Origin of the sequence: Mucilaginibacter lappiensis, from assembly GCF_050433765.1 — a bacterium.
Taxonomy (GTDB): domain Bacteria; phylum Bacteroidota; class Bacteroidia; order Sphingobacteriales; family Sphingobacteriaceae; genus Mucilaginibacter; species Mucilaginibacter lappiensis_A.
Map to the genome: position 1 here is coordinate 631,171 of NZ_JBNPWP010000004.1, position 13,230 is coordinate 644,400.

Annotated in this window: 11 protein-coding genes; 10 read left to right on the plus strand and 1 reads right to left on the minus strand. The window is 41.8% G+C overall.

What is annotated here, in order from left to right; genetic code table 11:
• Positions 1-190: 190 nt before the first annotated feature.
• The 7 genes from M2273_RS15790 (at position 191) to M2273_RS15820 (ending at position 9,761) form a co-directional block, all read left to right on the plus strand.
• Complete coding sequence (locus M2273_RS15790; protein ID WP_429398475.1) at positions 191-3,340, plus strand: tetratricopeptide repeat protein; 3,150 nt, start codon at positions 191-193, stop codon at positions 3,338-3,340.
• A gap of 34 nt (positions 3,341-3,374) precedes the next feature.
• Positions 3,375-5,219, plus strand: coding sequence for a hypothetical protein (locus M2273_RS15795; RefSeq protein WP_429398477.1), 1,845 nt, complete (start codon positions 3,375-3,377; stop codon positions 5,217-5,219).
• A 37-nt stretch (positions 5,220-5,256) separates the two neighbouring features.
• On the plus strand, positions 5,257-6,309 hold the full coding sequence (locus tag M2273_RS15800; RefSeq protein WP_429398479.1) for a hypothetical protein: 1,053 nt from the start codon (positions 5,257-5,259) through the stop codon (positions 6,307-6,309).
• Positions 6,306-7,019 (plus strand): MotA/TolQ/ExbB proton channel family protein, encoded by a 714-nt coding sequence (locus M2273_RS15805; protein ID WP_429398481.1) that lies wholly within the window; start codon positions 6,306-6,308, stop codon positions 7,017-7,019. Before M2273_RS15800 ends, M2273_RS15805 begins: the two co-directional genes overlap by 4 nt.
• Positions 7,016-7,417, plus strand: a complete 402-nt coding sequence (locus M2273_RS15810; protein WP_429398483.1) for an ExbD/TolR family protein — start codon at positions 7,016-7,018, stop codon at positions 7,415-7,417. The genes M2273_RS15805 and M2273_RS15810 overlap by 4 nt, the downstream gene beginning before the upstream one ends.
• A gap of 78 nt (positions 7,418-7,495) precedes the next feature.
• Complete coding sequence (locus tag M2273_RS15815) at positions 7,496-8,311, plus strand: energy transducer TonB (RefSeq protein WP_429398485.1); 816 nt, start codon at positions 7,496-7,498, stop codon at positions 8,309-8,311.
• Positions 8,312-8,441: 130 nt separating this feature from the next.
• Positions 8,442-9,761 carry a bifunctional folylpolyglutamate synthase/dihydrofolate synthase gene (locus tag M2273_RS15820; protein WP_429398487.1) on the plus strand — a complete coding sequence of 440 codons (1,320 nt, stop codon included), beginning with the start codon at positions 8,442-8,444 and terminating at the stop codon, positions 9,759-9,761.
• A 53-nt stretch (positions 9,762-9,814) separates the two neighbouring features.
• On the opposite strand, the gene M2273_RS15825 is transcribed toward M2273_RS15820, so the two are convergent.
• The gene (locus tag M2273_RS15825; protein WP_429398489.1) at positions 9,815-10,330 is read right to left on the minus strand and encodes a lipocalin-like domain-containing protein; all 516 of its coding nucleotides are present in this window, start codon (positions 10,328-10,330) and stop codon (positions 9,815-9,817) included.
• Positions 10,331-10,436: 106 nt separating this feature from the next.
• Between M2273_RS15825 and M2273_RS15830 the strand changes: the two genes are divergently transcribed.
• From M2273_RS15830 to M2273_RS15840, 3 genes are all read left to right on the plus strand, one after another.
• A complete protein-coding gene (locus tag M2273_RS15830) occupies positions 10,437-10,784 on the plus strand; it encodes a winged helix-turn-helix transcriptional regulator (protein ID WP_429398491.1) in 348 nt (115 codons plus the stop codon).
• Between the two features lie 93 nt (positions 10,785-10,877).
• On the plus strand, positions 10,878-11,870 hold the full coding sequence (gene mgrA, locus M2273_RS15835) for an L-glyceraldehyde 3-phosphate reductase (RefSeq protein ID WP_429398493.1): 993 nt from the start codon (positions 10,878-10,880) through the stop codon (positions 11,868-11,870).
• Positions 11,871-12,031: 161 nt separating this feature from the next.
• A complete protein-coding gene (locus tag M2273_RS15840) occupies positions 12,032-13,003 on the plus strand; it encodes a Gfo/Idh/MocA family protein (protein ID WP_429398495.1) in 972 nt (323 codons plus the stop codon).
• Positions 13,004-13,230 lie beyond the last annotated feature (227 nt).

Genomic DNA, 13,230 nt, shown 5'->3' on the forward strand with positions numbered 1-13,230 from the left:
ACTATTTGATTACTTTTGATCTCCGTTACCAGCACTATGGTATTGTTCAACAATTTTAAAGTTTTCCACACACATATTATCTTAAGTATTACCTTCGTTCAATTAAAGGTATTTTCCACATTTGTTAATTACTTGTGTTAACTACTCTTTTTCGTTTCGCTATTTTAGCAACATCGTTAGTATGCGCTTTATGATCAAAATTAAATACATCTCCTTGTTAATCCCGGTATTTATTGTTTCAACAGCCCGTGCCCAGCAAAATCCTTCATCACAAATTTACCGTACTTATCATACGGCAATTGACCTGATGGATAAGGGTAAATATGTGGCCGCCGCTGAGCAATTTCGCATTGTTGAAGCATCCCGGCTTAAAACAAGCACCCAACCACAATTTGAGTCTGAACTATCATTAGTTAAAGAAAACTGCCAGTATTATGAAGCCTATTGTGCCCTTAACCTGGGCAATGATGATGCCGAAAGCATGTTTCTGCGCTTTATAAAAGAGCACCCCGAAAACCCATTAACTAAGCTTGCTTACTTCCAGATAGGAAAATCATATTTTAAACAAGGCAAGTACCAGGATGCCCTGCGCTGGTTTGATAAAGTACAGGCAGGCGAGCTTAACGGCCATGATAATACCGAATATAAATTCCGCAAAGGATATGCTTATTTCTCCACCAACGATTTTAAAAATGCCCAGTTGCTTTTTGCCGAGGTAAAAAATAAAAGATCGGAATTTACAGAGGATGCTACCTACTACTTTGCCTATATAGCCTACCTGAACAAGGATTATCACCTGGCGCTGGCAAATTTTGAAAAATTAAAAAATTCAAAAAAATACGAAAAAAGTTACCCTTACTACATATCGGCGGTTTATTTTTTGGATAAACGGTATGACGATGTACTAAGTTACGCGGTGCCTATAGTAAACAGCACCCGCCAGGAGCACGAAACCGAGATGCTGCGCATTATTGCCGCTTCATACTTTGCCAAAGCCAACTATGATAACGCGGTTAAATACTACGACCGTTTTCAGGCCCGTGACCAGGGTAAAACCCAGAACACGCAGGATAGCTATCAAATTGGCTACACTTATTATAAGGTAGGTAACTATGCCAAGGCAGCTACAGAACTGGAACGCCTAATTGAACAGGGCGATGTGTACAGCCAAAGCGGTAATTATACCCTGGGCGATGTTTTTCTGAAAATGAATAACAAGCAAAGCGCCCGTAACGCGTTCTTAGCGGCATCAAAACTTACCTACGATAAGCAGTTGCAGGAAGATGCCCTATATGAATATGCTAAGCTATCATACGAACTTGATTTTAACACCGATGCATTGGCTGCTACCCGCCTGTATCTAAAAAACTATCCGCGCTCACGCCGTAATGACGAGGTGAAGATATTACTTGGTGAGGAACTATTAAATTCACGCAACTACAAAGAAGCTGTTGAAATACTGGAACCTATCCCTAACAAATCAGAAAGCGCACAGGTGGCTTATCAAAAAGTTACTTATTACCGTGGTTTGGAGTTTTACAATGAAAGAGCCTTTGAAAATGCCATTGGTATTTTCCTGCGTTCATTAAAAAACCCTATTGATAGTAAAACAGAAGCCCTTACAACCTATTGGATGGCTGAGTCAATGTACGAGGTACGTAAATATGGTGAATCGGTTGATAACTTTGAGCGCTTTTTAAGTATGCCCGAAGCTAAGGAAACTGATCTGTCCAACTACGCCAACTATGCTTTGGCTTATGCAGCCTTTTATGGTGAGCAATATAAAAAGGCAGCTAATTACTTTGAAAAGTTTTTACGCGGCGCCCAAATAGATCAAAACACCCAAAACGATGCCATAACCAGGCTTGGCGACAGTTATTTTGTATTGAAAAGCTATGGTACCGCCCTTGATTATTATAACCGCATTATTGCCATGCACAACCAGGGCGAAGACTACGCCTTGTTTCAACGCGGTATGATACAGGGATTGCAGGGATCATTGGATACCAAGATCAGCACACTGAACGATGTTTTAAATACGTTCCCTAATTCCGACTATGCTGATGATGCATCGTTCGAAATAGCCTATACCTATTTCCTTAAAACCGATGGGGAAAAAGCAAAAACCGATCTGAACGCCATGATCCAGAAGTATCCGCATAGCAGTTACGTTCCGCGGGCATTAGTTACCATTGGTTTAATTGATTACAATGCCGGTAATGACGACCTCGCTGTGGAGTCATTTAAAAAGGTAATTGCAGATTATTCATCAACCGACGAAGCTAAGCAGGCACTTAAGCAAATTGAAAAAATATATACTGATAAAGGTGATGCGCAAACATTTATTAATTATGCAACAAGCACCCCTATTGGCAATTATACCACATCACAACAGGAAGATATCATGATCACCGCGGCTAACAACCTTTACTTAAAAGGCGATTGGCAGGGCGCCGCGGGCGCGGTTAACGCCTATTTTGATAAATTCCCAAGTAAACAGATCTATGAAAAACAGGCAAGGTTTATCAGGGCCCAAAGTTTGGTTAACCTCAACAGATCTGCCGAGGCTGTTGTTGATTATAACATCATATTAAACGATTGGACAAGCGCTTATACTGAAAAATCATTGGTTAGTATGGCCAAGTTGTACATCTCGCAGAAAAAATATAACGAAGCTGTAGTATTCCTGAAAAAACTGGAAACCAATTCAGAGTTTAAAGAGGATTATTCTTTTGCCATCAATAACCTGATGCTGTGCTACGCTCAGATGCAAATGCCTGACGACGTGCTGAACTATGTTAAACAAGTACGTGGTAATGAAAAAGCTGCCCAGGAAGATAAATTCAAAACCGGTTTATATGCCGGCGAAGCCTACTTGCAAAAAGGTGATACTACAACCGCTGTTAAAGAATTTACCTACACAGTAACCAACACCAAAACAGTGGCCGCTGCCGAAGCTAAATATAACCTTGCCAATATTGAGTATTTAAAAGGCAGGTACAAAACATCGCAAAAAATGTGTTTTGACCTGGCTAAGGAAATGCCAAACTATGATTATTGGATAGCCAAAACCTATATTTTACTGGCCGATAATTATGTGAAGCTAAAAGATAACTTCCAGGCTAAAGCTACGCTGCAAAGTATAATTGACAACTATAAGGGTAATGATGATATACTATCAACAGCCAAACAAAAAATGGGTGTTATAACCGGTAAACCTGTTAAAATAACAGAGCCGGAGCAAGCGCCGGCTGATAGTACGGATACCACTAAACAGGCACCGGCTGATACCACTAAAAAAGCCCCGGCTGATACCACCAAAACACCCGGTCAAAACTAACAGGATGGCAAAGAATAATATAAAAAGACAAGCAATGAACTTAAAATACACATATACGCTGCTTACCTTAATAATAGCATTATACTTTGTTCCTGCACAAGCACAAACAAAGAAACCGGCAAAAAAGGCAACAGTAAAAACAGCAGTTAAAACCACAAAGAAAAAGCCTGCGGCAAAAGCTCCGGCTCCTAAAAAAGCAACCAATACATCAAAAAACTTAGGCGATGCTGCAGCAAAGGCTGCTCAGGATACCACCAAAAAAGGTGGGGCTAATGCAAATAACCCACAAAATGGCGGCAGTCTTTCTGAAGAGATCGTAGTAACTACGGCTTACAAACCAGTACTGGCCGATGCCGTTAAAATACGCCGTAACCCCGATCTGGAAGATAAAGTACCTTTTAAAGCGCCACTGGCTTACGCGCCAATAGATAAAAGACAAGAGCAAAACTCCGAGATAAGGCAATTGGAAGCCATGAAAAGGCCACCTGAGCAGGATTCTGTATTGCTTAACAACTATGTTAAAGTTGGTGCCGGAAGTTCAAAAACACTGTTTGGCGAGGCTTACTTTGCCAATGGCCGTGACGAAGCTTTACAGGTTGGCGGATACCTGAAACATTTTTCACAATCAGGATCATTAGAAAAACAAAGCCAAAGTAAAGACGATGTAAGTGTATTTGGTAAAAGCATACTGGGTGATAACAATATAAGTGGCCGTATCACTTATAACCGTATGGGTACCAATTTTTACGGTTATGATCAGGCCGCTCCGGTTGCAACCTTTGTACCAGGCAAACAGCACTTTAATACCATAGGTGGCGAAGCCGAACTGGCCAAAAACTATAAGGATGTAGAGAATGATTTTACCTATGCTTTAAAAGTAAAAGGCTACGCGTTTAGCAATGCTTACCAGGCCAGGGAAAATAATTTTGTTATTTCGGGCTTTATAAACCAAACTGTAAAACAGTTTTACGCAGGGTTAAGCGGTTCCATCGACATAAATTCTCAAAAAGACAGCCTTTACAAGATCAACAACCATATATTACGACTGAACCCATACATCAAATTTCAGGGTACCAATTATAAAATTGACGCGGGTGTAAATATAGAAAAGGAATTTGGCGATTTTGGCAAGTTTTACATTTTCCCGGCTGCCAAGCTCGAGGTACAGGTGATCCCGAAATATGTTCGCCTGTTTGTGGAAGCCAAGGGTGATATCAACAGGTCATCCATTCGCGATTTTGCCAATATCAACCCTTTCATAGGTCAAAATATTGAGATCAAAAACTCGGTTGATCAGTTAGACATCAGCGCCGGACTAAAAGGCACCCTGGCACCCGGACTTAGCTTTAAAGCCTCCGTATTCCGCAACAGTGTTAAAAACATGCCATTACTGGTAAGTAATTTTGATGTTGAAGGAAACAAGTTTAAAGTGATATACGATGATGGTAAGGCACGTATTAACGGCTTTAACGGCGAGCTTGACTTTAAAGCCAGCGACGACCTGAATATTTTTGGACGTGTAGAGGTTAAGGATTATAAGCTTGCCTCTGAAATACAACCATGGAACCTGCCTAAATTTCTGTTAACAGCCGGAACTGCCATCCATATCAATAACAAAGTAAGTATTACTGGTTCAGTGCTGTTCCGCGGAGCAACTAACGACAGGATATTTACGCCAGGACCGGCTGACGGGCTTGTATTAACCCAAAAGTCTATTGGGTCATTTGCTGATTTGAGCGGCAGTGTGGAGTATAAGGCCACCAGCAAAATATCGGTATTTGTACAAGCTAATAACATTTTAAACACAGGTTATCAAAACTGGTTATATTATCCTAACTACGGATTTAATATCTTTGGCGGCGTCGGGTATTCGTTTTAAGCCTTTGATGTTTTATAATTAACCTTATTTTTAGCGAATGGACATAGCCAATTATTTAAGCGAACTGTTAGGCCGGCATGGCAAAATAAGTGTGCCGGACCTCGGTCACTTTACGCAGGTACGTGTAAATGGTTATTACAATGATGCTGAAAGCCAGTTTTATCCACCGGGTTATCAAATACAGTTTTATCCGGAACCGGTAGAAAATGATGATACCTTAGTACAATACATTGCCGAAAAGAAAAATATCTCGCTGGCATCATCCAAATATTTCACTGAAAAATATATTACAGGTTTAAAGCAGGAGGTTACCACTAAAGAGGTGGCTTTTGCAAACCTGGGCTGGTTTTATACGAGTGAGGGCCAAATTACCTTTAAACCCAATGAGCAGCGTGGTGATGGCGCCGATTTTTATGGCTATGCACCTGTTGCCATTAAAAAGTTATATCAGGAACCCGAAAAACCGCTTCCGCCACCGCTGCCTGTTTCATTATCGGCACAGGCGTCAACAGCCAATCAGTCTGAGGAATATATAGCTGACGAACAGGAAGAAACCAAACGGTCGGCAAGTGTTTGGGTAATTGCACTGATCATTATAGTGGTTATTGCTGCCGCGGTTTTTGGTCTTTATCAATACAATCCAGCCTTGTTTAATTTTGATCAACAAGCTGCGAAACCTGTTACAGAGCAACCCAAAACACCGCCTGCAACAAAAACAGATAGTACCGATACCGACGTTAATAGAACTGCTCCACCGCATATTGATACCGTATCAAAAGCAATTTCCAAGGCAGATACAACGTTAAATAAACCTGTGGCAAACGCCGCTGATACGGTGGCCAAACCCCAGTATGTGATATTTGCAGGTTCATTTAAAAAAGTGGCTACAAGTGATCTGGCAATTAAAAATTATAAAAGTATTGGCGTTGATGCCCGCATTTTAACCGGTCCGGGTTCAGGAAGACTCATCAAAGTAATTATTGGTAGTTTTGCGACATACAAGGAGGGCGAAACCCTAAGACTTAAATTAGTAAAATCAGGAAAATTAAGAAAAGACTCGTACACCCAAATTATTAACCAAAAGAAATGACGTTATTATTAATACAGCAAATAGCAGATACCGCAAAACACATCGCTGACACAGCAGGTCACATTACCCAACCAATAACCACGCAGCCCGAAGAACTACGCTTTGGTGATCTGTTGATAAAAGGGGGCTGGGTAATGGTGCCGATAGGTATTTTGGCTGTTTTGGGCTTGGTAATATTTTTTGAGCGGTATTTTACTATCCGTAAAGCTTCAAAAAACGAATTGAATTTGATGGTGCAGGTACGGGCAAGTATCCACTCCGGTAACCTGGAATCGGCTATAGCGCTTTGCCGCAATAACAATTCGCCGCTTGGCCGTATGTTGCAGAAAGGTTTGTTACGTATTGGTCGCCCTATAAAGGATATTGAAGGCGCCATTGAAAATGTGGGTAAGCTTGAAGTATCTAAACTGGAAAAAAATATTGGTATTTTAGGTATTGTTGCGGGTATTGCACCCATGTTTGGTTTCCTGGGTACTATTGCCGGGGTAATTAAAATATTTTACGATATATCTAAAACAGATAACATCAGTATGGGTGTTATATCAGGAGGTTTATATGTTAAAATGGTAACATCCGCCGCCGGTTTAATGGTGGGTCTTGTTGCCTATGTATGTTACCATGTTTTAAATATGATGGTTGATAAAGTGATATTGAGCCTGGAAACTGACGCTATTGAATTTATTGACCTGTTAGAGGAGCCAAGCAAATGAATTTAAGAAAAAGACATAGAAGTGCATCGGCAGAGGTCCATACATCGGCCATGAACGATATTATGTTCTTCCTGCTTTTGTTTTTCCTCATCGCGTCAACGGTTACCAATCCAAACGTAATTAAACTGGTATTGCCCAAATCATCAAGCGGGCAATCGGTATCAAAAAAAACAATTACGGTATCAGTAACCAAAGATCTGCGGTATTACGTTGATAAAAAGGAAGTACCGGTAGATGCGCTGCAAGCCACATTGTCGGGTTATAAAACTTTGGCAACAGAATTGACGATAGTTTTATATGTTGATAAAACAGTAGCCATACAGGATGTGGTACAGGTAATGGATATAGCACAAAAATTAAACATAAAACTGGTTTTGGCAACGGAACCGAAGGGCTAAGGTGAAAGCAGAAAGGTAAAAGGCAAAAGGTACTTGATACCTGATACCTGATACTGGATACTTGCTACTAAATTAAAAATGGACTACAGGGAAGAAAATAACTATCCAAAAGCGTTTTTGGCAACAGCCATTATTATGGCTGTGTTAATAGCGGCTTGTTATTTTATTGTGTTTAAAAATCCGCCTAAAACCGAAGATGGAACCGGGGGCATACTGGTAAATTACGGAACGGTTGATGAGGGCATGGGTAGCGACTACATGAGTACCGAAGAGCCCTCTGTAGCCGAAAAAGCAAATAAAACCAAACCCGATAAGGTAACTCCCGAAAAGCCGAGCGAAGATAAACCAACACCCGAAAGCAGTGATAAAGCTGTAGTAACTCAAAACACAGAGGATGCCGCCGAAGTTGCTGCGCCTACTAAAAAACCAACCAACACTGTAGCCGCTGCACAACCCACTAAAACACCGGCCAAACCTACAGTGAACCAAAATGCCCTGTATAAGGGCAAGGCCACTACCGGCACCGGCGAAGGTGATGGAACAGGAAATACCCCAGGTAACCAGGGTAAACCAACCGGAACAACGCTCACCAACAATTATAATGGTACGGGATCAGGCAACGGTGGTAATTTGAACATGAATCAGCGTAATTTTGTGAGTCGCCCGGCTGTAACTGATGATAACAGGCAAAGCGGTAAAATCATGGTTGATATACGTGTAGACAAAAATGGCAACGTGGTTTACGCCCGTGCAGGCGCCCGTGGCACTACCATATCTGATGCAGCCTTATTGCAAAAATGCGAAGATGCCGTTTTAAACTCCAAACTTAACGCTCTCGATTCGGCACCCGACACTCAGGTTGGTACCGTGGTTTTTGTATTTAAAGTAAATTAAGCTTTGGTTCAAGGATCTTGATGGTTTATATTAGAATATTACATTTATCAGCGTTTCATTCCAGCACATCCTCTTTACCTTTGTCAACTGAATGGTTCATTTTATTACCATGAACCATCAATAATGATCTATGGACTACAACGCTACCATCCAATACCTGTATACCCAACTCCCTATGTTTACGCGCGATGGCGTGTCGGCTTTTAAAAAGGATTTGACCAATACGCTTGAACTTTGCAAACGCCTGGGCAATCCGCAATATCAATTTAAAAGCGTACACATTGCGGGTACTAATGGCAAAGGTTCTACCTCGCACATGCTGGCAGCCATTTTACAAACAGCGGGTTATAAAACCGGACTATACACATCGCCGCATTTAAAAGATTTCAGGGAACGCATCCGTATAAACGGGCAAATGATAAGCGAGCAAACCGTTATTGATTTTGTAGCAGATCATCATACCGATTTTGATGAGATTGCACCATCCTTTTTTGAAATGACCGTAGCCCTTGCCTTTGATGTTTTTGCAAAGGAAAAGATTGATATAGCCATTGTTGAAGTTGGCCTGGGCGGCAGGCTTGATTCTACCAACGTTATCACCCCGCTCCTTTCGGTAATTACCAACATAGGCTGGGACCACATGAATATGCTGGGCAACACCCTGCAACTGATAGCGGGCGAAAAGGCCGGCATCATTAAACCAGGCATCCCCGTTATAGTAGGTGAACATCAGCCAGAAATTGCGCAGGTTTTTGTTGATAAAGCACAACAGGAAAACAGCAGCATTACGTTTGCATCAGACGAATGGACCATTGAAGGCAAGTCAGAAGTCGAAAGTCAAAAGTTAAAAATATTTGAGCATGTTGATTTAAGTATTAAAAGAAACTCGCTACCCGCCACTCACAACCCGCCACTGAACTTAAAACTTGACCTCACCGGCACTTACCAGCTTAAAAATGTAAAAACGGTTTTAGCTGCAGTGGAGGAATTACGGACACAAGGTTTTGTGATAACTGATGATCACATTACAACCGCTTTACAACAGGTAAAAAACCTGACCGGCCTGCACGGCCGGTGGGAAGTATTAAATATCCAGCCGCTAACCATTTGCGATACCGGACACAACCCCGATGGCATTCAAGAGGTAGTTAAAAATATTGCAGCTGTTGATTACCATCATTTACATTTTGTAATAGGTATGGTGAATGATAAGGATATTACTAAAGTTTTGTCTATACTGCCAAATGATGCCACCTATTACTTTTGCAAACCAGATATTCCAAGAGGGTTAGATGCGGAAACGCTAAAACAACAAGCCGAAGGCTTTGGCTTACGGGGTTCGGCATATCCATCGGTAAAAGCGGCTTTACAATCGGCCCAGCAACAGGCAAGGGATAATGATCTCGTTTTTGTTGGGGGCAGCACATTTGTGGTGGCAGAGGTGGTGTAAGCTAATTAATGATTTATTGAATTACTGAAATGCGGGTTCGTTCAGGTAGATTATCATTCCACGCGTTTCCATTCTACTTCTCCGGTTACAGCCCCTCCGGTAGTTGGTGCTGGTACAGTATATTTAAAAATATGGCCAATAAAGGTAAAGGGGCGCTTTTGTTGTGTGCCTTCCCAATTAGGAAAAGAAGCATGATCAATATAAAAGGTGATCGTACCTGCTGATCTGTCAATGCTATAGGTTCCAAAATGTGCGTTGCTGCCCTTTACTGCTGCACGGTTCTCTTCATCGGTGCCTTTACTTTTATCACTGGCGGCAAACCTGGGGCGTCCCTGGCTAAATATCTGCAGTGAATAACGACCTTTAATATCCAAAATAAGTATCCCCTGAGGGTCATCTCCATAAAGATGTACCCTGCTGCCATCTGCAAGTACATTATCTACAGCAACTAACGAAAACGTTCCGGCAATGGTTGCTGGTGTAGAATTTGATGTTTTGACTTCATTTTTTTGCGCGAAGACAAAATAACTGTTAAAAACAGAAAATATTAATAGCAGGGTACTTTTCATGTATCAAAGTTATATTTGCTGCGTACCTTTATCAAGTAGGCACAAAAAAGTAGCCTGCTTACAAATAAGTTACCAATCTGTAAATCAGTTGTTTTATTTTTAATCAATGAATAAAAAAGTGAAAAGACAGCTACCTAAATGCGGAATTGACTATGCATTTCAACGTATTGGCGGTAAATATAAGGGCCGTATACTATGGCGCCTCAGGGCCGGCACTTTACGCTATGGAGAGCTGCGCAAAACCGTGACCGGGGTAACCTCAAAAATGCTTACCCAGGCATTAAGAGAACTGGAAGATGATGGGTTGATAAGCCGTAAAGTTTATATCGAAGTACCACCTAAAGTTGAATACACCCTTACTGATACGGGCAAAGAACTGCTGCCCTTTTTATCATTACTAAGGGATTGGGCTAAAGAGCAAATGCTGGTAAACCATGTTGAAGCCATGCCTTAATGCTTTTTGCATAACAAAATATTTACTTACGTTATCTATATAAAATTCTATTTTTACTTCTCTTAAAAACAACATAATCCTCACATTTTTTCTATGACTTACGTACCTTCAGCAGACAGATATCAAAAAATGCAATACCGCCGCTGTGGCAATAGCGGCATTAAACTTCCGGCTATTTCACTGGGTTTGTGGCACAATTTCGGGCATGTGGATGTTACCGAAAATTACCGGAAAATTTTACATCTGGCTTTTGACAGCGGTATTACACACTTTGACCTTGCTAACAACTATGGTCCGCCCCCAGGCTCGGCCGAAGAGAATTTTGGTCGTATTTTAAAGGAAGATTTTCGTGGCTACCGTGATGAGATGATCATATCGAGCAAAGCCGGTTATACCATGTGGGATGGGCCTTATGGCGATTGGGGATCCAAAAAATACCTGGTTGCCAGCTTAGATCAAAGCCTTAAACGCATGGACCTTGATTATGTGGATATATTTTATCACCACCGTCCGGATCCTGAAACACCACTGGAAGAAACCATGGCTGCGCTTGACTTAATTGTTCGCCAGGGTAAAGCTTTGTACGCGGGTATCTCCAACTACCCTGCCGAAGAAGCTGCGAAAGCTATCGCCATTTTAAAAGAGCTGGGTACACCTTGCCTTATTCATCAACCAAAATACTCCATGTTTGTACGCGATCCGGAAGAGGGCTTGATGGATGTACTGGGTAACGAAGGTGTAGGCTGTATCCCGTTTTCGCCATTGGCACAAGGGTTATTGACCGATAAATACCTGCACGGTATTCCTGAAGATTCAAGAGCTGCAAAATCAACCGGTTTCCTGCAAAAAAGCCAGATAACTGAAGAAACATTAAGCCAGATAAAACAACTGAATGACCTGGCTATTAAACGCGGCCAAACACTGGCCCAGATGGCGCTGGCCTGGTTGCTTAAGGATGATAGGGTAACTTCTGTTTTAATTGGTGCAAGCCGTACCGAGCAACTGGCCGATTCATTAAAAGCATTAGATAATATCAAATTCTCTGCTGATGAATTAGGTCAGATTGAAACGATATTGGCCCCCTAACCCCCTAAAGGGGGAATCTAACTTGCATTCCTCTTTAATGACCGCAAGTTGGAAAAACTTTTCTCCCCCTCTTTCCGCCGAAGGCGAAGAGAGGGGTGACAAGCGCAGCGATGTTGGGGTGAGTTGAATCATGAACTTTTAATAATTTAAAATTCAATAAAATGGCTACCATCAATTGGGGCATAATTGGTTGCGGCGATGTAACCGAAAATAAAAGCGGTCCGGCATTTAAAAAAATAGCCGATAGTGATCTCATTGCAGTGATGCGCCGCGACGCAGCCAAAGCTGCCGACTATGCCCAAAGGCACCAGGTAAGTAAATGGTATAACGATGCCGATACACTGATGGATGAAGCAGGTGTAAACTCCATTTATATCGCTACACCTCCCTCATCGCATCTGGAATATGCTTTGGCTGCTTTAAAAAAGGGGCTGAATGTATATGTAGAAAAACCAGTTACCCGTAATGCTGCCGAGGCCCGTGCCATAGCCGAAGCCGTAAAAAAGGGTAGCTCCAAACTAACGGTTGCCCATTATCGCCGTGCTGTACCCATGTTTTCAGCTATTAAGGCTCTTATTGATAAACAAAAGATCGGTGAAATTCGTACGGTACAGATCAGGATGTGGCAAAGCCGTAAACCGGCCCTGATAGCCAAGGTAGAAACTAACTGGCGCCTACAGCCCGAACTATCAGGAGGGGGTTATTTTCATGACCTTGCCCCTCACCAGCTCGACCTGATGCTGTTTTATTTTGGTGAACCCGAAAAGTATCATGGTTTTTCCCTTAATCAATCAAACGCCACCCCTGCCGACGACCATGTTTGCGGGCAAATATTGTTTAAAAACAACGTAGTAGTTAATGGCTCCTGGTGTTTTAACGTAGCCGAAAGCCTTACAACAGATACCTGCGAGATCATCGGGGCCGAAGGAAAGATCACGTTTCCGTTTTTTGGTAATTACGTAAGTTGGAAAACTGATACTGAAGAGGAAACGATAACCTTTCAGCATCCCCAGCATATACAGCAACCGATGATCGAAAAAATAGTTGCCTATTTTAAAAACGAAGGTCCCAATCCCTGCACTATTGAAGAAGCTATAGTGCTGATGGATATCATGGATGCGTTTACTAAATAAATTTATTTATAGAGCAAACAACAAAATTGATCCTTGTAGTACGGTGTCATTGCGAGCGTAGCGCGGCAATCTCATCATGCAGGTTGTATAAGCAAAGTTTGCTACTTGTCCTATGAGATTGCCACGCTACGCTCGCAATGACATATTTATTAATTGTGTATCGAAACATATCATGGGTAACATAATGAAGAGCTCCCACTTGAACGAAGTAAAAAATCTGCTCTCGA

Bases quoted from the DNA above. Each gene is read 5' to 3' on its own strand.
- M2273_RS15805 (WP_429398481.1), top strand. From the start codon at position 6,306: ATGACGTTATTATTAATACAGCAAATAGCAGATACCGCAAAACACATC.
- M2273_RS15815 (WP_429398485.1), top strand. From the start codon at position 7,496: ATGGACTACAGGGAAGAAAATAACTATCCAAAAGCGTTTTTGGCAACA.
- M2273_RS15810 (WP_429398483.1), top strand. From the start codon at position 7,016: ATGAATTTAAGAAAAAGACATAGAAGTGCATCGGCAGAGGTCCATACA.
- M2273_RS15830 (WP_429398491.1), top strand. From the start codon at position 10,437: ATGAATAAAAAAGTGAAAAGACAGCTACCTAAATGCGGAATTGACTAT.
- M2273_RS15800 (WP_429398479.1), top strand. From the start codon at position 5,257: ATGGACATAGCCAATTATTTAAGCGAACTGTTAGGCCGGCATGGCAAA.
- M2273_RS15795 (WP_429398477.1), top strand. From the start codon at position 3,375: ATGAACTTAAAATACACATATACGCTGCTTACCTTAATAATAGCATTA.
- mgrA (WP_429398493.1), top strand. From the start codon at position 10,878: ATGACTTACGTACCTTCAGCAGACAGATATCAAAAAATGCAATACCGC.
- M2273_RS15825 (WP_429398489.1), bottom strand. From the start codon at position 10,330: ATGAAAAGTACCCTGCTATTAATATTTTCTGTTTTTAACAGTTATTTT.
- M2273_RS15790 (WP_429398475.1), top strand. From the start codon at position 191: ATGATCAAAATTAAATACATCTCCTTGTTAATCCCGGTATTTATTGTT.
- M2273_RS15840 (WP_429398495.1), top strand. From the start codon at position 12,032: ATGGCTACCATCAATTGGGGCATAATTGGTTGCGGCGATGTAACCGAA.
- M2273_RS15820 (WP_429398487.1), top strand. From the start codon at position 8,442: ATGGACTACAACGCTACCATCCAATACCTGTATACCCAACTCCCTATG.